The organism is Wolbachia endosymbiont of Ceratosolen solmsi, assembly GCF_017869155.1.
Lineage (GTDB): Bacteria > Pseudomonadota > Alphaproteobacteria > Rickettsiales > Anaplasmataceae > Wolbachia > Wolbachia pipientis.
On sequence record NZ_CP054598.1, the window covers coordinates 84,776 to 106,921 of the forward strand.

Annotated in this window: 21 protein-coding genes, 1 tRNA gene and 1 pseudogene; 11 read left to right on the forward strand and 12 right to left on the reverse strand. The window is 34.1% G+C overall.

The window, feature by feature from the left end:
• Window positions 1-31 precede the first annotated feature (31 nt).
• Window positions 32-107: transfer RNA gene (locus HUB95_RS00495), tRNA-His, on the reverse strand.
• A 150-nt stretch (window positions 108-257) separates the two neighbouring features.
• Between HUB95_RS00495 and murJ the strand changes: the two genes are divergently transcribed.
• Together murJ and HUB95_RS00505 are read left to right on the forward strand one after the other, a co-directional pair.
• Window positions 258-1,745, forward strand: coding sequence for a murein biosynthesis integral membrane protein MurJ (murJ, locus tag HUB95_RS00500; protein WP_015589329.1), 1,488 nt, complete (start codon window positions 258-260; stop codon window positions 1,743-1,745).
• Between the two features lie 3 nt (window positions 1,746-1,748).
• Window positions 1,749-4,292, forward strand: a complete 2,544-nt coding sequence (locus HUB95_RS00505) for an AsmA family protein (protein WP_209452431.1) — start codon at window positions 1,749-1,751, stop codon at window positions 4,290-4,292.
• A gap of 54 nt (window positions 4,293-4,346) precedes the next feature.
• Here the strand turns inward: HUB95_RS00505 and HUB95_RS00510 are convergent, their stop codons facing one another.
• From HUB95_RS00510 to HUB95_RS00520, 3 genes are all read right to left on the reverse strand, one after another.
• Window positions 4,347-5,540, reverse strand: coding sequence for a phage portal protein (locus tag HUB95_RS00510; RefSeq protein WP_209452432.1), 1,194 nt, complete (start codon window positions 5,538-5,540; stop codon window positions 4,347-4,349).
• A gap of 234 nt (window positions 5,541-5,774) precedes the next feature.
• A complete protein-coding gene (locus HUB95_RS00515) occupies window positions 5,775-6,038 on the reverse strand; it encodes a type II toxin-antitoxin system RelE family toxin (protein WP_209452517.1) in 264 nt (87 codons plus the stop codon).
• A complete protein-coding gene (locus HUB95_RS00520) occupies window positions 6,014-6,247 on the reverse strand; it encodes a DUF6290 family protein (RefSeq protein ID WP_012673333.1) in 234 nt (77 codons plus the stop codon). The genes HUB95_RS00515 and HUB95_RS00520 overlap by 25 nt, the downstream gene beginning before the upstream one ends.
• Before the next feature lie 251 nt (window positions 6,248-6,498).
• Here HUB95_RS00520 and lipB point away from each other — a divergent pair, with 251 nt between their 5' ends.
• Entirely contained in the window at window positions 6,499-7,116 is a 618-nt protein-coding gene (lipB, locus tag HUB95_RS00525) for a lipoyl(octanoyl) transferase LipB (protein ID WP_141456645.1), read from the forward strand.
• Window positions 7,116-8,141: an LD-carboxypeptidase gene (locus HUB95_RS00530; protein WP_209452433.1), complete on the forward strand. Its 1,026-nt coding sequence runs from the start codon at window positions 7,116-7,118 to the stop codon at window positions 8,139-8,141. The genes lipB and HUB95_RS00530 overlap by 1 nt, the downstream gene beginning before the upstream one ends.
• A 76-nt stretch (window positions 8,142-8,217) precedes the next feature.
• Here HUB95_RS00530 and terL read toward each other — a convergent pair.
• The 5 genes and pseudogenes from terL to trmD all read right to left on the reverse strand — a co-directional run bounded on the left by terL (window position 8,218) and on the right by trmD (window position 13,706).
• Window positions 8,218-9,681: pseudogene (terL, locus tag HUB95_RS00535) on the reverse strand (phage terminase large subunit).
• An 815-nt stretch (window positions 9,682-10,496) separates the two neighbouring features.
• The gene (locus tag HUB95_RS00540; protein WP_141456644.1) at window positions 10,497-11,294 is read right to left on the reverse strand and encodes a phosphoribosylformylglycinamidine synthase subunit PurQ; all 798 of its coding nucleotides are present in this window, start codon (window positions 11,292-11,294) and stop codon (window positions 10,497-10,499) included.
• 6 nt (window positions 11,295-11,300) lie between these two features.
• Window positions 11,301-12,551: a phosphate ABC transporter permease PstA gene (gene pstA / locus HUB95_RS00545; protein WP_015589336.1), complete on the reverse strand. Its 1,251-nt coding sequence runs from the start codon at window positions 12,549-12,551 to the stop codon at window positions 11,301-11,303.
• A gap of 83 nt (window positions 12,552-12,634) precedes the next feature.
• Entirely contained in the window at window positions 12,635-13,012 is a 378-nt protein-coding gene (gene rplS, locus HUB95_RS00550) for a 50S ribosomal protein L19 (RefSeq protein ID WP_197907442.1), read from the reverse strand.
• Complete coding sequence (gene trmD, locus HUB95_RS00555) at window positions 12,996-13,706, reverse strand: tRNA (guanosine(37)-N1)-methyltransferase TrmD (protein WP_209452434.1); 711 nt, start codon at window positions 13,704-13,706, stop codon at window positions 12,996-12,998. Before trmD ends, rplS begins: the two co-directional genes overlap by 17 nt.
• Window positions 13,707-13,780: 74 nt before the next feature.
• On the opposite strand from trmD, the gene purC reads away from it, so the two are divergent.
• Window positions 13,781-14,503, forward strand: a complete 723-nt coding sequence (gene purC / locus HUB95_RS00560) for a phosphoribosylaminoimidazolesuccinocarboxamide synthase (protein WP_209452435.1) — start codon at window positions 13,781-13,783, stop codon at window positions 14,501-14,503.
• Here purC and purM read toward each other — a convergent pair.
• Window positions 14,500-15,537 (reverse strand): phosphoribosylformylglycinamidine cyclo-ligase, encoded by a 1,038-nt coding sequence (gene purM, locus HUB95_RS00565; RefSeq protein WP_007549277.1) that lies wholly within the window; start codon window positions 15,535-15,537, stop codon window positions 14,500-14,502. The two genes, purC and purM, sit on opposite strands and share 4 nt — an antisense overlap.
• Window positions 15,538-15,670: 133 nt before the next feature.
• Here purM and HUB95_RS00570 point away from each other — a divergent pair, with 133 nt between their 5' ends.
• Entirely contained in the window at window positions 15,671-15,964 is a 294-nt protein-coding gene (locus HUB95_RS00570) for a hypothetical protein (RefSeq protein WP_006280049.1), read from the forward strand.
• A gap of 14 nt (window positions 15,965-15,978) precedes the next feature.
• On the forward strand, window positions 15,979-16,323 hold the full coding sequence (locus HUB95_RS00575; RefSeq protein WP_233395610.1) for a hypothetical protein: 345 nt from the start codon (window positions 15,979-15,981) through the stop codon (window positions 16,321-16,323).
• 66 nt (window positions 16,324-16,389) lie between these two features.
• On the opposite strand, the gene HUB95_RS00580 is transcribed toward HUB95_RS00575, so the two are convergent.
• Window positions 16,390-17,208 carry a transporter associated domain-containing protein gene (locus HUB95_RS00580; RefSeq protein WP_197907440.1) on the reverse strand — a complete coding sequence of 273 codons (819 nt, stop codon included), beginning with the start codon at window positions 17,206-17,208 and terminating at the stop codon, window positions 16,390-16,392.
• A gap of 402 nt (window positions 17,209-17,610) precedes the next feature.
• Here HUB95_RS00580 and hemE point away from each other — a divergent pair, with 402 nt between their 5' ends.
• Window positions 17,611-18,627, forward strand: coding sequence for a uroporphyrinogen decarboxylase (gene hemE / locus HUB95_RS00585; protein WP_209452518.1), 1,017 nt, complete (start codon window positions 17,611-17,613; stop codon window positions 18,625-18,627).
• A 69-nt stretch (window positions 18,628-18,696) separates the two neighbouring features.
• The gene (locus tag HUB95_RS00590) at window positions 18,697-19,890 is read left to right on the forward strand and encodes a pyridoxal phosphate-dependent aminotransferase (protein WP_015589340.1); all 1,194 of its coding nucleotides are present in this window, start codon (window positions 18,697-18,699) and stop codon (window positions 19,888-19,890) included.
• A gap of 53 nt (window positions 19,891-19,943) precedes the next feature.
• On the opposite strand, the gene HUB95_RS00595 is transcribed toward HUB95_RS00590, so the two are convergent.
• The gene (locus tag HUB95_RS00595) at window positions 19,944-20,432 is read right to left on the reverse strand and encodes a hypothetical protein (RefSeq protein ID WP_015589341.1); all 489 of its coding nucleotides are present in this window, start codon (window positions 20,430-20,432) and stop codon (window positions 19,944-19,946) included.
• 142 nt (window positions 20,433-20,574) lie between these two features.
• Here HUB95_RS00595 and HUB95_RS00600 point away from each other — a divergent pair, with 142 nt between their 5' ends.
• Entirely contained in the window at window positions 20,575-20,736 is a 162-nt protein-coding gene (locus HUB95_RS00600) for a hypothetical protein (RefSeq protein ID WP_006280042.1), read from the forward strand.
• A gap of 184 nt (window positions 20,737-20,920) precedes the next feature.
• Window positions 20,921-22,135, forward strand: coding sequence for an MFS transporter (locus tag HUB95_RS00605; RefSeq protein ID WP_015589342.1), 1,215 nt, complete (start codon window positions 20,921-20,923; stop codon window positions 22,133-22,135).
• Window positions 22,136-22,146 lie beyond the last annotated feature (11 nt).

Here is a 22,146-nt window from a genome sequence, read left to right on the forward strand (position 1 = left end):
GCAGCGGGATGACGGTTTTCAAATTATTTAGTGGGGCGAGCGACCAGGATCGAACTGGCGACATTCAGTACCACAAACTGACGCTCTACCAACTGAGCTACGCCCGCCAAGATATAAAATTTCTAACATAAGAGCGCAAATAGTCAATTGATTATTTAACTCTCTTTTTGCAGAGGGTTTTAAGTTTAGCCAATAAATATTTTCATTGATACTTTTACCATTATAGTTAATCGTATTGACACTAATGAAGTAGTGGTATGTTTAAAAGTATTTTCACATTTAGTTTTTTTACGGCTATTTCAAGGATCTCAGGGTTAATAAGGGATGTATTAATTGCTACGGTTATTGGTGCGAACTCTCTTGCAGACATATTTTTTTCTTCGTTTCGCTTTGCCAATCTATTTCGAGCATTTTTTGCAGAAGGAGCGTTCACTACCTCATTCATACCGTTATATTCGACAGAATCATATGATAATAAAAAGGCATTTAATTTTGCAAGTAGTGTAATATCCATTACGTTTATTATCTTAGTAATTTTTTGCCTTATTATGCAAACTTTCTCCCCTTATATGATTCAAATTTTTGCTCCTGGATTTGACCAAAGTAAGTTTACCCTTACTGTTACTTTATCAAGAATTATGATGCCCTACATAATCTTTGTTTCAATTGCATCACTTATTGGTGGAATGCTGCAAGTAAAGCAGCATTTTGCTTCAACAGCTATTGCACCAATTGTTTTGAATCTCTGTTTAATCATCAGTTTATTTGTGCCTTACGTAAAAACTCCAGCGCACAACCTTTCTATAGCTGTGCTGATAGGAGGAGTTTTTCAATTGTTGCTGATGCTATTTAGTGCATACAAGTTAAAGGCAGCTTTTTCTTTTAGCCTTGAATTAAGCAATGAAGTAAGGTTGTTTTTTAAGCGTGTGGTACCTGCAATTATCAACAATTGTGTAACTCAAATAAGCTTATGGATTGATACAATCATGGCGAGTTTTATACCAAATGCGGTGTCCTATATATATTATGCCGATAGACTAAATCAACTACCGCAGGGAATAATCGGTACTGCAATTGGTACAGTGCTTCTTCCTTTAATTTCAAAACAGGTGGATAATACTGAAAATATAGTCAAAATACAGAACAAGGCTCTCAACATAGGATTAATGTTAATTATGCCAACAACTGCTGCCTTTATCATTATTCCCGACATAATTTTACTTACGCTTTTTTCTTACGGCCGGTTTGATCATTATGCAGTGCAGCAAACTGTTCCCACTTTAATAGCATTTTCTCTTTCTTTACCTGCATTTATTATAAATAAAGTATTGCTACCTACATTTTTTGCTAAAGGCAATCTGAAAATACCAACCATATTTTCGCTAATGTGTCTTGGAATTAATGTAGTGCTAAACCTTTTGTTAATGAACGAGTATCAGCATACGGGGATTGCTATTGCTACTTCCGTTTCCACTTGGATAAACTCTATTCTATTAATTAGTTATTTAACAATAAATAAAATGTATAAGGTTAGCCAAGCGTTATTGTTAAATGTCATGAAAATTTTTGTAGCAACGGCAGTCATGTCAATAGCCCTTTATATTTTTAATTCTTTGTTGGCAGGATTATTTTTTGATAAAATGTTGGCTCGTATTGTTTATTTAACGACTTTAATAGCTTTGAGTGTTATTGTTTATTTTGGTATTCTCTATTTAATATTTAAGGGAAACTTTAAGCATGTGTAAATTATGAGACTTTCTTTATATGCTATATTATCAATCTCACTGCTATTAATTCTCATGCATGTTGCTGCAACTTCTAAGGATTGGAGTGGCTACAGGAAATATATCATAAAAGAGTTAGAGAAGACGTATGATGCTAAAGTGCATATTGGGGGAAAAATTAAAGTTTCGTTGATTACCCCAAAGCTCACTATTTATAATGTATACGTACAATACAACGAAAATAAAGAGCAAAAGTTGTCAGATTTAATTAGTGTAAGAAAAATTGAAATAAGGCCATCGTTCCTATCGTTGTTTTTATTTTCGTTGCAACCAAAGTCAATCACATTGTTTGGCATGAAAAGCAACAAAGAAAATTTACTTAATATTATAAATACAAACGCCAGTGGTAACACAGTCGATATAGTAATAAAAGACAGCCAAGTAAGTTTCAAGAATGATTTCGCTGATATTGTTAACATAAAGGAAGTTGCTGTAAAAAAAAATAAGCAGTTTTTTGGTAAAGTAAAGGTAGGTGATAATAATTACGATTTTTCAGGAAAGGTTAATATCACAAAAAGGAATGTACACATTAGTGTTGAATCAAATTTTGTAAATTTGCTATTTACAGGTAATAGAAATCAAGAAGAACTCCAGGGTAATTTAACATTAACAATTAATAACAGTTCCGGTTCTGTGAGTGATTTAGCAAAAATCATTAATCTTAGCTTTCTCTCTTGTGTTATTCCTAGCGAAAATATCAAGATATCATCCAATATAAGTCTTAATGAAAGTGAGTTTACGGCAACTGACTTAAAAATTGATTCCAAAAGCATGCAAGCTAGCGGTACAATACAAAATGATAGAAAAGGCAATCACACTAATTTCAATATTAGCTTCAGTAAAGTTGATTTAGATTCCATACAAAATGATTCACAAAGAACAATGAATATGAAGGATCTTCTGGAATGTTTTAGAGCAGTTGTGCCAAAGAACTTGAGCTTAAATTTTAATATGGAAGCTTCTAACATTCAATATCAAAACAAAATATTGGACAATTTCCGTGCTGTACTAAAATCCACTGATGGCAAAGTAAAAGTTAATACGCTTCTTAAATTTCCTGGAATCAATAATATATCTTACTTATCAGGAGAGATCTCAAACAATAATGTCCTATCTGAATTCAACGGTGATTTATTAGTCGAAGGAAATGATTTTGAGTCATTCATTTCATGTTTTTTCCCTTCTATAAAGATGAAAGAAAACCAGAAAAATCAATTTACACTAAGTTCTAAACTGCACCTTGCACCAAGAATATTATCTATCTCAGACATTAGACTGCTAAATAATAAGGAATCCTTGCAAGGGTCAATTAGAGTAAGCCATACAAAAAAACACAATGTGGTCAATGGTGAATTTAGCATGCATAATCTTGATGCAGATAAATATGATCATTCATTATTTAGCAGTTTACCTAAAATGCAATGGCTGAAAAATTTTCAGTATGATGCAAATATAAAGGCCCGTGTTAATAACCTTACATTGAATGATACGAAAATTAAAAATTTGGATTTTTTGCTGAAAATGGAAAAAGGTAAGCTAGTTGCAGATAAAATAAAACTATCTGGAGAAGATTTCGATATTACCGGTAATGCAAAAATATTAGCAGATCAAAAATACGCCAAACCTTTATTAGATGTTAACCTTACAGGCAGTAAATTTAATGGAAATATCTTTAAATTACCGAATTTAGTAGAGACGAAAAGAAATTCAAGAAATGAGATAGATCAAATTCAATGGTCAACAAAGCAGCTTGATTTTTTGGATGATAAAGAAGGCTTTGATGCAAATGTGCAAATCAATACTGCAGAATTTAAAACCGAGCAGAATGTTTTAAAAGATTTTAATTTGGATGCGGTAATGAGAAACAACACTATCACTATCAGGCAGGCAAGTTACGTATTAGAACACGGGCAAGTGTTTTTTCAGGGTTATTTAAGATCAGACTCAATAAATACAAGGTTTTCTATTGTAAATTTGGACACTAAAAAGATTGGTAAGGTTATAGGAATTGACAATGTAAATGGTCAGGTAAGCTTAAATGGTGAAATCAAAACTCAAGGAAAAAGTTTTCATGATTGGGCTAGTAACTTATCAGGAGATGTAAACTTACAAGCGCAAGGAATAGAAGTTACTAATGTAGATTTCAATTCATTTATCACTAATTTGTTAAGCAGTAAGAATAAATCTGAAATTTCCACACTTGCTTATGTTGATATATATAACGGTAAAACATCTTTTGAAAATATTAGCGGAAAAGCAAGTATTAAGAGTGGTATATGTTCAACTAGTTTACAATTCGGGATTGATCAAGCATCAGGGTCAATCTCTTCTAATTTAACCTTATCTAACTTCGCTTTAGCTTCTATATTCAGGTTCTTTTTCATACCACCAAATTATAGTAATCCAATCTATATCGATATGCATTTGGATGGCCCTATTTGGCGTCCTAAGATGAGTTTTGATGTAGACCAAATCTTCACCGCTCTGGTTGGCAAGAAAAATAGTTGATTTACTTAGGCGTACGGTTTAGGAGACAATGAACTCATCTGAACGGGTACAAACTTAACCTAACTCATCACCACCTGGCAGTGGTGGCAAGCCAAATGCTTCTCTCTTTTCGTTGAGCGTCATGAAGCTTGCGTTTTCTACGTATTTCCACAACTTTTGTCTCTTTTCCATGAGAATCTCTATTGCATCTTTGTCGTACGACAAGCACAGATCTTCACCAAATTTTGGTGTTAGCCAAGAATTCAGGTGACAGATAATATTTTCTAGCGTTGGTAAAACCGTCTGTTCCCAAAGGGACAAGCGTGCTTCGACTAAATTGCTATAAGTGTTATCACCTGGTATGCCAAGCAACTGCGGCGGAACGCCAAAAGCCAGGGCAATATCACAAGCTGAACTGTGTTTGGACTCAATAAAATCCATATCCATTGGTGATAAGCTCATTTCTTTCCACTCCAAGCCTCCTTCAAGCAATATCGGCCTCCCAGCATTGACAGGACCTGAATAATGATCATTTATCTGTGCTTTTAAGCGTTGGTACTGCTCTTGACTTAAACTTCCACCACTTCCATCTTTTGCTGATTTTACAACTATTGCACCACTTGGTCTTGCTCCGTTTTGCAACATCGCTTGATTCCAAGCACCAGCCTGATTATGCTGATCTATACTATATGCAGCCGCCTCAATTGGTGATAACCCATACCAATCATTCAAAGGGTTAAAGGTCTTTAGGTGCAACACTGCTGAACGTCCGGTTAGTTTATCAACTTTAAAGTCATAACTGTTGTTATTTATGGCATAACGATAGTTATAAGGAACGTTATTTCTCCCTGGAACAATTTCAACCCTATCGGGGCGCAGAAGATAAAGCTCTGTTGGTGGTTTTCTATTGTTCTGCGACTCAACCATCAATATATAAGAATTGCCGTTAACTAACCGATAAGTTACAATCCCCTCAATAAATTCCGATTTTGATGTCATTGGATTAGGAGAATAAAGTAATTTCAGTAATGGATGGGCTTTTAGTTGCGATTTTCCCTGTTCAGTAAGCTGGCAGAGAGTAAGAGGTACCGAAGATGCAGCACTTGCAATCATATTGATTGCTCGAAAGGCAATAACATTTTTTATGTAACCTTCCTCAGCAAAACTTACATAATCACGCTTACTCCAACTTGGCTCCATCATTAGTTGCAAAGCAGAATATTTAGTAAATACTGCGCTTTTTTTTCTTTGAAAGATGTTGAAATTCATATGTGCCTCCTAAAAAATTGAATTTGTGGTAGAATTATATCAATTGGTGTCACAGGAAGGATATACTAACGTACGAACATTATGTTTGAGAGCAATCTCTACACAGTAGTTAAATGGCAGGCACAATAAGGGGTAGCAAAAAGAATGAGCTTTTTTTTGAGCTGAGCGAAGCCACCTAAGGTAGAAAATGAATCAGGAAGAAGTAAAAATATATTTAATATTTATATGATGTACTTACTTATAAATATCTTTTCTGTGTCCTATCTCTGTGATAACCACTTCATATTTTATAATATTTACGGAATAGATAACGCGATAATCACCTACCCTTAATCTTCTTTGTCCTTTAAATCTGTAATATAATGGGTCACCAAGGTTAATGGGATCAACTGTAAGGCGCTTATTTATCGCATTTATGATCCTTAATCTTATTGTTTTTGGAAGAGCTGGAAGGTCTTTCTCAAGAACGCTTTCTATGAAGATAATATTGTATTCCAGTCTACATCCTCACTTCTAATTTTCTTCACACCTGAAACATTACGTCTAGCAGCACGCTCAATTAGTATTTTATCTTCCTCATTTTCAATTGCTTCTTGTATTAGCTTCTCTGCTAGTTCTTTAATGGACTTATTTCTTATTTTAGCCAGTCCAGCAAGACACTCTGAAATTTCGTTGTTGAAAGTTATGCTAAATTTTGAGTTTGCCATATATTTTACCTAAAATCTACTAATAATTATACAACATTTTTCTGAATTTTTCAATAAAAAAAGTTGCCTATACGTAAAGAGGACCTGTGTTGACAAATAATTAAACATTTGTCATGTACTATGTTTGTTAAGGAGAAATAGCACAGAAGTTAGTATTAAGTATATTAGGAATAAGAAAGGCTGCGCCCAGTGTCACACACTGGAATAACAGGAAAAAACGAACTGCTATACTAAAAAAAAAGAAATAGAATATGACAGAATGGCTAATATCTAATCAGCTTATTGATTATAACTGTGCTGTAAAATCCATGGAAGAGAAAATTCAACAAATTCACAATAATTCAGCAGACGAATTGGTATGGCTACTCCAGCACCCTCCACTTTATACTGCAGGAATCAGTGCAACAGCTGATGATATTGTTGAAAAACTATTTCCCATATATAAAACAGGAAGGGGTGGTAAACACACATATCATGGTCCAGGACAGCGCATTATATATTTAATGTTAAACCTTAAAAAAAGAAACAAATGCGATATAAAGCTATATATTAGAGATCTAAGTAAGTGGATCATAAATGTTTTAAAGCAATTTAATATACTTGGAGAGTTTAGAGAAGATAGAATAGGTATTTGGGTAAACCATAACGGAGTAGAAAAAAAAATTGCAGCTTTTGGTATCCGTTTAAGAAAATGGGTAACTTATCATGGCATAGCGCTTAACGTCTTTCCAGACCTCTCTCATTATAAGGGTATTATTCCTTGTGGACTGCAAGATTATGGCGTCACGTCAATGGAAGAACTAGGAGTGAAAGTTCCACTCTCTGAATTGGATGATATACTAAAAAAAGAGTTTTATAAGATATTTTAATGATTGTTTACCTTTTATATTTCATTCTCACTTTATGTGCTAACACAGGTATTCATGCAATCGACCAAGTTGATATTATTGCTCCTTCTTCGAAGGGAAAAGAATCAGATCTGACTACTATAAAAGAATATGTAGAAGCTTTGGATTTTAATCCCCATATTTCGGAGAAAATATATAGTAATGATAATCCATTTTATTCCAACTCTGATGAATTCAGAGCAAATGATTTGATTAGTGCACTAACTAATGACAGTAAAATAATTTGGTGTATCAGAGGAGGAGAAGGGGCTTCTCGGTTAATTCCCTATCTAGAAAAGTTACCCAATGATAAAAAAGAAAGGATTGCTCAAAACAAAAAAATCCTCATAGGCTATAGCGATATAACTGCCTTGCACACCTATCTACAAGCTAAATATAATTGGCAAACTCTTCACGGCACCATGTTGGAAATGATAGTAAATAACTCCATTTCTGAAAGCTCTGTTAAAAAATTGAAAGAGTTAATTCTTAACAAGCAGGATTCTATCAGATTTGATAAGCTAAAGATGATAAATAATGGCATTAGACTAAAAGATGGCAGATTAAAGTCTAAAATCATCGGTGGTAATATGACTTTAGTTGAAAACAGTATAGGAACTGTTTGGCAAATAAATGCGAAAGGTAAAATTCTATTTTTAGAGGACATAAGAGTCTACCCATACGCAATAGAGCGCAGTTTAGATCACCTAAAACAAGCTCACATCTTTGATGGAGTACATGCAGTAATCTTTGGGGATTTCGTTAACTGCTATAACGATAACCTTGTTAAAGTTGTAAAAGAAAGGTTTGCAAAAAGTGTTAACTTTCCTGTATTTACAATGAAAGGGGTAGGCCATGGACATACAAATGATCCTTTACCTTTTAACACTCACGCTATTATTAGCGTTCAAGACGAAAAAGAAGGTTTGTTTTTTATGGACGTGCAGAATTTAGCTAATCTTATAGCTAACGCGAGCTCTACGTCATGCCGCCGCAGTATCTCTTAGCCGCTAACACATAGCGGGATGACGGTTGTTAGGGTGTCATGCAAGTAGCTGACTACTTGGATCTGGTAGGCTTAAATCACAATGCCAGTAAAGCTGCGACCCTAGAGCTACTATCTCTCACCCACTGCAAATATTGCACGGTACTATCCACTTGATCATCGTGTCGAGTTTCAGGAAACATTAAAATCTCATACTCAAAATCGTTCAGCCATACTGCTTGGTGCGGCAGAAAAACCTTGCCAGACTCTATAATCGGAACAATTTGATAAAATCGAGTGAGTTTGTCATCATGTGGTACTATTTCGATAATTGGTAAATCACTGTTTGTCTTTAGCTCTTGCACCAATTGCTGACCACTTGTTTTTGCTTCGATTAAAATTGCGTGCGGTGTCCATCTTGCAGCTAGTGACAGAACTTGCTCTTTAAGCTTTGGATACTCAAGCTTTGCGCGATATACATCGAGTAAATAGAATTTATTGCCCACTTTTGTCCAGGTGGTGCAGACGCTAAAGTTGCTCATGCTGCTTGTTGAAACTGCAGTGTCCCAGCTCTGAGTGACATATGAGAGACTATCAGAAAAATTTCTATAGCGCTTCAGCCACTCTCGTTTAATTATACCACTTGAAAGTGGCAGAGGGTTTTGTTGATATTGTGCAGCAAAAGCGTAACTTCCAAGTTCAACCTTTATCATCTCAACTTCTTCTTTTCCTCCATCGAGGGGATATAGCAACTGACCTTCTTCTCTTGAGTATAATATTACGGGTGGTGTCATTCTAGCACTTGATGCTGTAATCCAGCTTTTGTACTCATTTGTAGTTACTCGGGTGACAGGAACAAGAAAAGGAGGCGCTGGCTTTTTGATTGAATAGATAATCTCCTTATTTTCAGATATCATCGGTAAACAAGTATGGTTCCATATGTTTTTCGGTTTGGAGAGAAGGTGTCCGGTCAAATCTTCCTGATGTAGCCTATGCATCACAAGAACAATTACTCCTTTTTTTCTGTCGTTGAGCCTGGTTACTAGAGTCTGGTCAAACCAATTTGTAGCACGCTTTCTAAACGTTTCACTCAAAGCTTGGGCGGGACTCAGTGGATCATCCACGATGATGAAATCACCACCTTCACCTGTTAACGTCCCTCCAACGGACGTTGCAATTCTGTATCCTCTCTGCACTGTTTGAAATTTGTATTTGGTATTCTGATCTTTGGATAGTTCTACCTCTGGAAACAGCTCTCTATATCAACTAGACTGCATTATGCATCTTGTATCGAGCGAGTGCTTTTCGCTAAGCAGCCGAGAGTAGCTTGCAACTATTATTCTTGCAGTTGGCTGATTTCCCAGTATCCATGCGGGCCACGCAACACTAGCGCACAGGGACTTCATTGAACGCGGAGGCATATTGAATATTATTCGCCTCATTTTGCCAACATTTGCCGCTTCAAGTCTGTCTGCTATGACTTTTATATACTGATAATCATTATACTCACACCCCGGCACCACCGTTTGAAAGCACAGTTCAATGAATTTTAGAAAGTTCATGATATAATGTTGAAACCAACGCGTGACGCTGGGATGACAAAAAAAGGAGCACTGAAGGCTATAGGTGAGACGTCGCGGTATCTCTAGATCCCGCTAACAAGCAGCGGGATGACGAATTACTTAACCATCATCTACACCGTCATACCGCGATTCATTCGCGGTATCTCTTAACATAGATCCCCTACTATACCTTAACATAGATCCCGCTAACAAGCAGCAGGATGACGAATTACTATGCCGCCGCGAACCGTCATACTGCTGCGGTATCTCAGCCGCTAATAAGTAGCGGGATGACGGTTGTTGTTTAGCTATAAATATTAAGAAATTTACCAAATAAAAAAAAGGCAAAAGAAGCCCCGTGGTTGGCTAATTACTTACATTATACTTTCAAGTATGGCGTTTTTTTATTCTAAACGTTTAATAACCGCGATTCAGTTGCTTTTAAGCCGCAACTAATCTAAATTATAAACATTAAGAAATTTACTAAACAGAAAAAAAGGCAAAAGAAACCCTAGGGTAGCTAGTTATTCACTATCCATTTTTTAAATCGGCGTTTTTTGATGTTTTAAATGCTTTATAAGCGCATTTCAGCTTATATTAGGTAAAAACCTAGAATTTTATAAAGACATAAGATGCACATAGTGCAAAAAATTAAACATGGGACGCCAGATACGTGAGTTTTTTGTCATTTAATCTGTACAGAGAAGATAAATAAATAGCTTCAGTTTCATGATAAGGGGACTGGCAAGGCTTGTCAAGCAAGTTTTTTGCAATATCAGGGGATAATTTCGACCATAAATCCCTATCAATAAATTTTAACAAAAATACTTCAGTGCATTTTCAAATATAAGCATTCCATCACCATATTTTGGCATAGCCACTCCTAAACGTTTACATTTTTCTTTTTCAAGAGGCCAATTATCTTGCTGAGTAAAAAATATTCCCCTTTCTGGATGGGGCATTAAAGCCAATACTCTCCCACTTTTATCTGATAAAGCTGCCAGATCGTATGTAGATCCGTTTGGATTGTGAGGAAATTGTAGGTTAGCGTAGTTGCCATTTTCATCAATGTAACGTAATGCGGCGGAATTGCTCTCAATCAATTGGTTCAAAGTATCTTGATCCATAAAAAATTTGCCTTCCCCATGAGCAATAGGGAGATATAGTTCACTCAGGCCCCGTAGCCAAACAGAATTACTCTTTGAATTAACTCTCACTCTAATCCAACGGCATTGATAATTGCCTATATCATTATGGATTAAAGCTAGATTAGAGAACTCTGGAATTAATTTTACTAATATCTGACAACCATTACATATTCCTATAATCAGCTTGTCCTGAGATAAAAACTCTTGAAACTCATCCAACAAGTTGTTTTTAATGCGTAAAGCAAATGCATTACCAGCACCAGTGTCATCACCATAGGAAAAACCCCCTGGAATTGCAAGTATATTGCTTAATTTCAGTTCACCTGGATTATCTATGATATCGTTAATGTGAACGATTTTTACTTCAATATTACCAATACCAAGTTTTCTGCTGCATTCCATAAATGCAAATGCAGTTTCTTTTTCGCAATTTAAGCCATAACCAGATAGGACTGTGATTTTCATGAATTGCTAAAAATTAAAAAATTCGAATTTCCTTTTTACAAAATTTGCTACTAAATTTAACGCAAATAACACCAATAATAAAGCTATAATTGCAATAGCAGCAAGTTCAACAAATGCAATTTCAGGATTGCTTGACCATATGTATATTTGCACAGGTAGAACAGTTGCCGGATCGAAAAAGGACGTAGGTGTATCAGCAATAAATGCCACCATACCCATCATAAGTAAAGGAGAAGATTCACCTAAAATCCTTGCAATTGCAAGCACAGTACCATGTATTATTCTTGGTAACGCAATCGGTAAAGAGTGATCTAATATCACCTTGATGTGAGGTGCACCGAGCGCAAACGCTGCATCTTTTATCGTAATAGGAACATTCGCAAAGGCATTTTTTGTTGCAATTATAATATTAGGTAACATCATAAATGAAAGAGTCATTCCACCAACAAGTGGTGAAGAGCGTGGTAGCCCAAATATGCCAAGATAGAGAGTTAAGCCCACTACACCAAATATTATTGAAGGCACTGCAGCAAGATTATTTATGCTAATTTCTACAATATTAGTCATTAGCCTATTTTTAGGCATAAATTCGTAAAGACAGATGCCCGACATAATTCCTATTGGTAATGCTAATGCTAGGCACACTATAATTGTCATTAATGAACCGATAAACGCTCCTAAAATCCCTGCATTCTCAGGTTCACGAGAGTCAGATTTAAGGAATAAAGACTTATTAAAAAATTTTTTCACTCTCCTCTTTTCTTTTAGCCAATCAAGTAATTTAGCATAACGATCATTCAAATATTTATCTTTATTTATTGAATTAATTATACTTGACGCGGTAAACCAGATCTCATATTCACCACTATCTTTTACTTTCTTACGAAAAAATTTCTCTAGTTCTTTGTAAGAATTACGACTTAAAATTTCGTCACCGTCTTTAAAATCAGTTCCTCCAAACACCTTACGTAAAGAATCGTTGAGTAAGCCAATGGACTTATACCGCAAATCACTAGGATTACTCGCCAAAGTAAGATCAGCATTTATTTCAACTGGCAATAAAATTTTCGTTACTGTTAAGGCACTGTAAGAGTTAACTAATATACTCAACAATATACACACAGGACAGCCAAGTGAGATAACTAGTGCCGTGAAAGAACAAAAGCGTAGCGCTCTGTTCTTTTTATTTTTCCTTTTTATACGAGCATGTACACGCCTTGACTGAAGTAATTTAAGGAATTTTTTCTTTATACTCATTTATTTTTCCTGGATCCCATCGTCAAGCCCACAGCTGTACAAACGTCCAGTTTAATAACCGTTGATGTCATTCCCTATTGTATCTACTTAGATTTCTTTTTAACATAAGTAGTACGTTCTTTGATCCTTGCAGCTTTTCCAAATAGTTTGCACAGATAATACAGTTTTGCTCCACGAACCTTTCCTTTTCTTGTCACTTGCACTGAAACCAGTGCAGGAGAATAAACAAAAAACTGAGACACTATACTTTCTCCATGGCTAACTTTTCTGACTGCAAAAGAAGAATGTAACCCGCGGTTCCTTTTTGATATACATACACCTTCAAATATCTGTATACGTTCACTTGTACCGTCAACTACTTTAAAAGTGACCTTCAAATCATCGCCAGGACGAAATTCCGGTATTTCTTTAGCTAACACTTGCATTTGCTGTTCGTTAAATTTTTTAAGTAAATTTGTCATTTATCTCTCCACTCAATAATTCAGGCCTACGCTTTTTTGTTATAACATGAGACTGCTTCTGCCTCCAATCACTTATTTTTTTGTGATTGCCAGATAACAAAACCTCAGGTACTTTATATCCCTTCCACTGCTCAGGTCTAGTATATTGAGGATATTCAAGTACACCACCACCATAATTAAAACTTTCTTCAGTAATACTATCGGTATTATTTACTACACCTGGAAGAAGTCTAATGCATGCATCAAGAACCACCATTGCAGCTGGCTCACCTCCTGAAAGTATATAATCTCCAATACTTAACTCATAAGGAGTATACGCATCAATTATCCTTTGGTCAATACCTTCAAATCGACCACACAATATTGTTATATGAGGAAACTCTAATAATTCTCTGGCAATATTCTGATTAAACTTAGTTCCAGATGGAGTCATGTAAATAAACTTAGTGTTTTTATGAACAGAGAGCATACTATCTACTGCATCACCAACTACATCAGAACGCATAACCATTCCTGCTCCACCTCCATATGGAACATCATCCACAGTTGAATGTTTATCTTTCGCAAAAGAACGAATATTTATTACTTCAAGGTTCCATATTTTTTTTTCTAACGCTTTTCCGGCAAGAGAATAGTTCAAAAACCCCGGGAACATTTCTGGAAATATGGTTAATATTGTAACATTGAATTCCATTAAGGTTTATTTTAAGTTATTTGGGGCTATACTCTAAGAACAGTAAATTGATATAATATATAGTTAAATTAAACATGTCACTGAATAAAACGATATACGAAGGTAAAGCGAAAGCCATTATTGAAACTGAAGATTCATCAACTGTCATACAGCACTTTAAAGATGATGTCACAGCATTCAATAAGGAAAAATATGAAATTATTGAGGGCAAAGGAATAATTAATAATCATGTTAGTGCTTTTATCATGGAAAAGCTCGAAGAAGCAGGAATTAGCACGCATTTTATAAAAACTCTGAATGAAAGAGAACAGCTAGTCAAAAAGCTCAAGATAATACCTCTTGAGGTGGTAGTTAAAAATGTTGCAGCTGGCAGCTTTTGCAAACGTTTTAATATCAAAGAAGGTGAGAGGCTTGCATCTCCTATAATCGAGTTTTTTTACAAAAATGATGACCTAGCCGACCCAATGGTAAATGAAAATCACATACTGTATTTTGATTGGCTATCTAGCAAAGAAATGGATGAAGTAAAAACTACAACTTTAAAGATCAATGAAATCCTAACTGATTTATTCTCAAATGCAGGCATAGATCTAGTTGACCTTAAATTGGAATTTGGCAGATTGATAAATGACAGTACTAAAATCATTTTAGCCGATGAAATCAGCCCTGATAACTGCAGGTTATGGGATAAAAATACTTATAAAAAGCTAGATAAAGACGTCTTTCGTTTGAATTTAGGAGATTTAAAGGAAGCATACCTAGAAGTTGCAAAAAGACTGTCAGTAAAGTTAGGTTAACTAAATACTACTCTATCAAGTGGAGGGTTACATGCCTCATCAAGTTTTCCAATAATTTCAATTTTTTCTCCACGTTTTTGGAAATGATTTTTCACGTTTTGCATATTCTCAGAACTTACGATCAATACCATACCAATACCACAATTAAATGTTTTTAGCATTTCTTTCTTCTCTATTTTACCCTCCTTTGTTAGCCATAAAAATATATCTGGCCATTTCCAGGAATTAATGTCTATGTTTGCAAATAAGTTTTTTGGAAGAATTCGCGGAATATTGTCTACCAAACCACCACCCGTGATGTGCGCAATACCTTTTACTTGTGACATGATAGGCAGCAAAGAATCAACATATATTTTTGTTGGTTCAAGTAGTATTTCACTCCAAGATTTATTATTCCATAGAGATGTATCGTTATAATTTATACCTAAGCTTTTGAAAACATGGCGCACTAAAGAAAACCCATTTGAGTGAATTCCACTTGACTCTAAGCCAACTATATAATCACCTGCTTTCATCATACTACAGTTTGGAAGAATTTGCTTTCGATCAACTACACCAACCACAAACCCTGCAAGGTCATAGTGATTATTACCATACATTCCAGGCATTTCTGCAGTTTCCCCACCAACCAATGCTATTTTAGCTTGCTTGCACCCCTCTGCAATGCCCTTAACCACAGATAATAAAACATCTTTGGTCAAAACGCCTGTTGCAAAGTAATCAAGGAAAAACAAAGGCGTTGCTCCTTGTGCAAGTAAGTCATTTACACACATTGCAACTAAATCTATACCTATAGTATCATGTTTATTCACTTCTTGAGCTATCAACAGTTTCGTACCTACTCCATCAGTTGAGGAAACGAGTACTGGATGGTCATACTTCTTACTTAGTGCAGCAAAATCAAATAACGCAGAAAATGAACCTATTTCGCTGATTACTTCTTCTCTAGTAGTTTCTTGAGCAATAGGCTTGACTTCTTTTATTAACTTATTATATAGTTCAATATCTATTCCTGATCTGGTATAAGTATTCATAATCCTTTTATAAATTTTAAAATTGTTAATACTATATTAATGCCTTGATATAAAAAGTGCAACGAAACTTTCTCTTAATTGACTATTATATACTTACCAATATAGGGTAACTTAAATCATTTATAATTATCCAATGAACGAAAATACCAAAAACATACTGTTAATAACGGAACTGCTATCAGGACGGCTGCTTCATGACTTTGCTAACTCTATGAATGGAATAACGTTTGGCGTAGAAGAGCTTGAAGTAATAGATAAGAATGATGCTGATGCGCAGAAGGAAGCGTTGTTGTTTCTTAAAGAAAGCTCCGATGATTTAATATATAAACATAAAGTTATGAAGCAGGCATATTCTTCTTCAATGGATAATTATAGCTTTGATAAGACCAAATCTAATATCGAAAATTATTTATTAAAAAAAAAGTAAAGCTTACGTGGAAAATAGACGCATACTCTGCAAAAAATAAGGAAGATTTAATTGAAAAGATAAATAAGATAATTTCTAATATGGTGCTAACTATAGCCAGTGCAGTGGCGGAAGTTGAACTAGTATCTGTTTTACTGAGTCAAACAGAAGATAAAATGCTATTAACTATAAAAATTCTAAATGAACACAAACCAATAAGCAAATCATTAGTAGACAAATTAATCAAAAAAAATGACACTAATTTAAATACAAAAGATATTAATATCTATATGACCTCTTTATTATTAGAGTACTATAACACTGAAATGCATTATACTTGCGAAAATAATTTGCTGGAAATAGGTTTAACTATAACTTGAGTTGCATATTTGGTTATTACAACTTTTTCTTCGTGTCAAGGCATTCCCCGACAAGGGGTACCAAATCTAATTTTTGTAATCACTTAAGTCTAGTACTATTTTATTAATGTAGCGCTCATTTGCATCTTTGATGATAAACTTCATACCATTTTTATATTTAATGACTTCATCTACAGAAGGCACTTTACCAGCAATCGAAAGAATCAAACCACCAAGTGTAACATAGTCTTCTTCAGGGTCACGTAATTCTATTTTTAGATCCTCTTCTATATCTTTTATAAGAGCCCTTGCTGATACTTCAAACTTATTTTGAGACAATTCAGTAATGGTATATTCTGAATTTATTTCGTTTTCACTATCAATGTTTGGTATTAGTTCCTCTATAAGATCAGTCATTGAAATTAAACCATCAGTTCCACCATATTCATCCAATACGATAGCTAAGCATGATTTAGAAGAGTTCATCCTAACAAAAAGATTAGTTGTCTTCATCGAGGGTGGAACAAACATTACGCTTTGTATAATATGTTTCAGATTAAAATTTTTATCCCTATTAAAAATAACATCTTTTACATAAAAAAAGCCTATTACGTTATCAAAGTTATTTTTATAAATTGGTATTTTAGTGTGGCAAGTGTTTTTTATCTTCTTTATTATTTCACGCTCGCTTGACTCAATGTCTACTGCGCATATCTCTGTACGTGGAGTCATTATATCCATTATACCACAATCGCGGAATTTTAATAGACCATTAAATATATTAAGGTCTGGCAGATCTTTCATTAATGCCTCAGTCGCACACTTTTTCAACACAGAAGCTTTTTTGAAAAGGAAGAGAAAAATTCTATATGCTATTTTTTCTACTAAGGTTCTTTTTTTACTCAATTTATTCCCTGTAATGGCAAAAACGTTTTCAGATTAGATTTATCAAGAAAACTGTTATTAAATGTTTAATAAGCATGTGAATAATGTCAAATTAATTTGTGAATTATTTGTTGATATAAAATACCAACAATTGATCAACAACTTTTTCAACAACATATACATAGTTGTGTAACAATGCATGATGGTAAAGTATTTTCCATAAAAGAAAATTACTAACACTCTAAACACCTTACTTATACACATAAATCATAACAGAAAATCAATAATATACGAAAGTTACTCACATATTTATCCACAAGTTGAACAACGCCAATTTTTACTGAATTTTAAGTTAGTAACAAGTTATTGATAGAACTATTATTATTGCTATACTTTAATATACAAAAGAATAAACAGAATAGATTGGAAAGCGGCAAAACAACAATAGCGAAAATTATTAAGAGAAATGAGCCGGGTGGAAGAGTGCCTATCTGGCTAATGCGTCAGGCTGGCAGGTCTCTTCCTGAGTACCGCAAAGCAGTAGAAAATATGAATAATTTTATGGAGATATGCTACAACACAGATTTAGTGACAGAATTGACGTTACAGCCGGTGACAAGATTTGACATGGATGCGGCGATAATTTTTTCAGACATTTTAATAATAGCTGATGTTTTGGGTTGTGACGTGAATTTCGTACGCGGTGTAGGTCCAATAATAAAACCCGTGGAAAGTCCTAAGGAATTGAAGGGTCCACAAGAAATTGAAACTACAACCTTACCAATTCTAAACGCTATAAAAAAAGTCAGAAGCCAATTACCAAAAAAAAAATCTCTCATAGGATTTGCTGGTGGACCATGGACAGTAGCCTCATACATCATAGAAGGTGGGAGCAGCAAAACTTTTTCCAAAGTATTAAATTTTTATCCTTCGTGTTTGAAGGAAATAATTGAACGAATAACGGAAGTAACGATTATTTATCTAATTAAACAGATAGAATTTGGAGCAGATGTTATTCAGCTATTTGACAGTAATGCTGGTGCGTTATCGGAACCATTGTTTAAAGAATATGTTATCGAACCAACAAAGAGAATTATCTTGGCAATAAAGGATAGATTTTCTGATTTTCCAATAATAGGTTTTCCAAGGTCTGCTGGAAATCTTTATAAAGATTACTGCGAACAAACAGGTGTATCTGCAGTAAGTATAGATTATAATGTTCCAATAAAATGGGCGAAAGCGAATCTAAACATCCCTCTACAAGGAAACCTTGATCCTAATCTTTTAGCCTATAATAAAACGGAAGCAATCAAAGAAGCAAAACGTATAATAGATTGCTTTAGAGATTTACCCTTCATATTTAATCTCGGACATGGAGTACTCCCTGATACTCCAGTTGAAAATATTGCTGCGTTGGTAAACCTGGTAAAAAGCTACTAATACAATACACAAAATTCCTAGCTTTTTTGTTGTACGGGGTTTATCATTTAAATTTAGCTTCAGTAAAATATGTCAGACCTTGCAAAAAGAATGTTCCTAATAAAACCATCACCTACGATTGCTGTAACTGATAAGGCAAATAAGTTGAAAAATGAAGGAAAAAAGATCTGTGTTTTAGCTGCAGGAGAACCGGATTTTGATACTCCAGATCATATAAAAAAAGCAGCTATTCAAGCAATAAGTGAAGGTAAGACTAAATATACTGCTGTTGATGGAACGCGTGAGCTGAAAGAAGCAATAATTAATAAGTTAAGAAAGGATAATAACCTCGAGTACACGCTTAACCAAATCTGTGTTGGTACAGGTGCTAAGCAGGTGTTATTCAATTTGTTCATGGCAACAATTAACTCTGGAGATGAAGTTATTATTCCAGCTCCTTATTGGGTTTCATATGTTGATATGGTAAGTCTTTTTGGCGGCTTGCCAGTTGTAGTAGAATGCAAACAAAATTTTAAACTGACAGCGGAATTATTGAAAAGCAGGATAACTAAAAAAACTAAATGGTTAATTCTTAACTCACCGAACAACCCTGCAGGAGCTGTGTACACATGTGATGAATTGAAAGACATAGCACAAATATTGCTTGAATATCCACATATGAATGTCGTTACAGATGATATTTATGAGCATATAATATACGACGAAAAGTTTTTTACTATCGCTCAGGTTGAGCCGAAGCTTTATGATAGAGTTTTTGTAGTCAATGGAGTATCAAAAGCCTATGCAATGACAGGCTGGAGAATAGGGTATATTGCAGGTAGAAGTGATGTGGTAAAAGCTATCTCTACGCTGCAGTCTCAAAGCACTTCTAATCCAAATTCGATAGCACAAGCAGCAGCAGCAGCAGCATTAAACGGTGATCATAGTTTTTTGAAAGAAAGAACAAGGATTTTTAAGAGTCGTAGAGATTTTATGGTGAAAGAGCTAAATTCTGTCCCGGGATTATCAGCGTCTGTTCCACAAGGTGCGTTTTATTTATTTGTCTCATGTGAAGGATTGCTCAGTAAAAGCACAAAAAGTGGTAAGATAATAAATAATGATTTAGATTTTACTGAATACTTACTGGGAGATCATTTGGTTGCTGTGGTTCCAGGAATTGCATTTGGTCTAGAAAATTTTATCAGAATTTCTTATGCAACCTCTCAGGAACAATTAGAAATTGGATGTGATAGTATTACTAAAGCGTGCCAGGAGTTAAAATGAAATAGACTATCCATTAATTACCCATTTCACCGCGTCAAAAATATTCACTAAGGTTATCTTGAATGCTCTAATTTGTGTTTTTCTATGGAAGGCATTTTTATTGATTGAGCAAGTGTCTTTCTAATATTGAATTCCTCATTTTTTTCATTTTGTTGCAGTAAGTTAATGTTATTTATTTTATTTACTAAATCTTTCCCCTTTTCCAGAGTCTTTAAATCACTTTCGTTAATGTGATGTTCATTGTAAAATTCTGCAACAATTTCTTTTCTTTTCGGATAAGTATTTAAAAATTCCAACACCTGATGTTTAGCAACAGCTTGAATAAATTTCTTATTAAATCTTGAATCGTTATATAGATCTTCTAAATTTTCATCGTAGTGTTTTGCTTCATTTACAGCAAGCTTTATTATCTCTTCTATACCACTTAGAAGTTTCCTATACAATTTGTCGTATCTATTGCCTAGCACGTGTGTAGCGAATGTTTGTTCAATGTATTTTGTTATGTAATTTTGCAGCGTATTATCTATCGTGCTTATATTCATCAGCCTGCTTTAATATTATATTAACTATTTTACACATAAAAAGGTTAATATAATATTAATAGAATACTTCTGAAGTCAAATTTTACTGAAAATTATGGTATTTAAGATATAATTGTCAGCATGAAATAAAAACATAAATAAAATGGATCTTGTAACAAAAGTGAAGCTCAAGATAAAGATGAATAAGGGTAAAATCATAAATATACTTATCATTTGTGGTGTAATTTTTTTTATATACCTTATTCATGAGCCAGTTGTAGATATGGTAGAAAAAATTATAAGTAAAATAAAAGGTCTCTTTTAAAAATAGAAAAAGTGAACTTTTTCCATCATCCAAACTTGAACCTGGAAAATTTAGTTAATGCATAAACTACTTATGTTGGCTATGAGTTCAACTGTATAAAATTCCGGTAAATTAAAATAAGTATTCATAAAAATATTGTTTTCTATAAACAGAGTATCTATAATACTAGCTTTTGGGTAAAGTATTGCAGAGGAATTTTTTAATCTGGTTGTTGGCGTCACTGTTTTATGCATACCAATATATATTACGCGTAATTCCAAATATTATAATTCCTGAATTGGTAGTAAGGTTTAATATAGGAACAACAGAAATAGGACAATTTTGTGGACTGTATTATGTAGGTTATGTGTTAGCACATATTCCTGTAGGTATTCTTTTAGATAGATTTGGTTCTAAAATTGTTATACCGATTTGTATTGCATTAACATCTTTAGGTGCTTTACCTTTAGTCAGTTCTAATGATTGGAGTTATTCTATTATTGGAAGAATAATTACTGGTATTGGATCCTCTGCTTCAGTACTTGGACTCTTTAAAATAATAAGTATTTATTACCGTAGAGAAAAATTTGCCATGATGTTTAGTATATCAGCTATTATTGGCATCTCAGGTGGTGTATTTGCCACTAAACCGTTACATATCTTATTTAATAAGTTTGGGTGGGACTATGTGTTTGTTACATTTATAACACTGGGATTGTTGCTTGCTCTTGTTTCCTTTATGTTTATACCCAAAATTGATACTTCAGAAGAAAGATTAAATATTAAAAGTTTAAGTGAAGTTATATTCAATAAAAATGTTCTATTAATAAGTTTATTTGGTGGCTTTATGGTTGGACCATTGGAAGGGTTTACAGATGTATGGTCTGCAACATTCTTGCATGAGATGTATGCTATAGATAGACAGGTTGCATACAATATTTCAAAATGGATACTGATAGGCTTTGGTTTTGGATATTTATCACTTTCTTACTTACTAGAAAAAAAACCAACCAAACACTATGAGATAATAATTTCTTGTGCTATGGCTATGATAATTGTGTTTTTATTACTTTTTATATGTAACATTAATTCACTTTTAGCATCCATATTACTATTTATAGTTGGTTTTGCTTCTGCGTACCAAATTGTTTTGACTGCCAAAGTTGTAAATCTTGTGAAGGATGATGCGGTAGCAAGTGCAGGATCTGTAAGTAATGCTATAGTTATGAGTTTTGGCTATTTTTTTCATACCGTTATTGCAAATATAATGAATTTTTATTGGGATGGTAAGATCGTTGATGAAAAACCGCTTTATGGAGCCGATGTAATGGTTAAATCTATGTTAATAATACCTATATGTTTACTAATAGGTATGATAGGCTTTTGGCTACTTAAAGTTATAAGCTGTAAAAAGAGCTAAGCAGATTTAGA

What these genes read in the sequence shown, in the direction of transcription:
- HUB95_RS00520 (WP_012673333.1), bottom strand. Translation starts at nt 6,247, where the DNA reads ATGGCAAACTCAAAATTTAGCATAACTTTCAACAACGAAATTTCAGAG.
- murJ (WP_015589329.1), top strand. Translation starts at nt 258, where the DNA reads ATGTTTAAAAGTATTTTCACATTTAGTTTTTTTACGGCTATTTCAAGG.
- HUB95_RS00600 (WP_006280042.1), top strand. Translation starts at nt 20,575, where the DNA reads ATGGATCTTGTAACAAAAGTGAAGCTCAAGATAAAGATGAATAAGGGT.
- purC (WP_209452435.1), top strand. Translation starts at nt 13,781, where the DNA reads ATGTCACTGAATAAAACGATATACGAAGGTAAAGCGAAAGCCATTATT.
- HUB95_RS00570 (WP_006280049.1), top strand. Translation starts at nt 15,671, where the DNA reads ATGAACGAAAATACCAAAAACATACTGTTAATAACGGAACTGCTATCA.
- HUB95_RS00590 (WP_015589340.1), top strand. Translation starts at nt 18,697, where the DNA reads ATGTCAGACCTTGCAAAAAGAATGTTCCTAATAAAACCATCACCTACG.
- trmD (WP_209452434.1), bottom strand. Translation starts at nt 13,706, where the DNA reads ATGGAATTCAATGTTACAATATTAACCATATTTCCAGAAATGTTCCCG.
- HUB95_RS00530 (WP_209452433.1), top strand. Translation starts at nt 7,116, where the DNA reads ATGATTGTTTACCTTTTATATTTCATTCTCACTTTATGTGCTAACACA.
- pstA (WP_015589336.1), bottom strand. Translation starts at nt 12,551, where the DNA reads ATGAGTATAAAGAAAAAATTCCTTAAATTACTTCAGTCAAGGCGTGTA.
- purM (WP_007549277.1), bottom strand. Translation starts at nt 15,537, where the DNA reads ATGAATACTTATACCAGATCAGGAATAGATATTGAACTATATAATAAG.
- HUB95_RS00595 (WP_015589341.1), bottom strand. Translation starts at nt 20,432, where the DNA reads ATGAATATAAGCACGATAGATAATACGCTGCAAAATTACATAACAAAA.
- rplS (WP_197907442.1), bottom strand. Translation starts at nt 13,012, where the DNA reads ATGACAAATTTACTTAAAAAATTTAACGAACAGCAAATGCAAGTGTTA.
- lipB (WP_141456645.1), top strand. Translation starts at nt 6,499, where the DNA reads ATGACAGAATGGCTAATATCTAATCAGCTTATTGATTATAACTGTGCT.
- HUB95_RS00505 (WP_209452431.1), top strand. Translation starts at nt 1,749, where the DNA reads ATGAGACTTTCTTTATATGCTATATTATCAATCTCACTGCTATTAATT.
- HUB95_RS00510 (WP_209452432.1), bottom strand. Translation starts at nt 5,540, where the DNA reads ATGAATTTCAACATCTTTCAAAGAAAAAAAAGCGCAGTATTTACTAAA.
- HUB95_RS00540 (WP_141456644.1), bottom strand. Translation starts at nt 11,294, where the DNA reads ATGAAAATCACAGTCCTATCTGGTTATGGCTTAAATTGCGAAAAAGAA.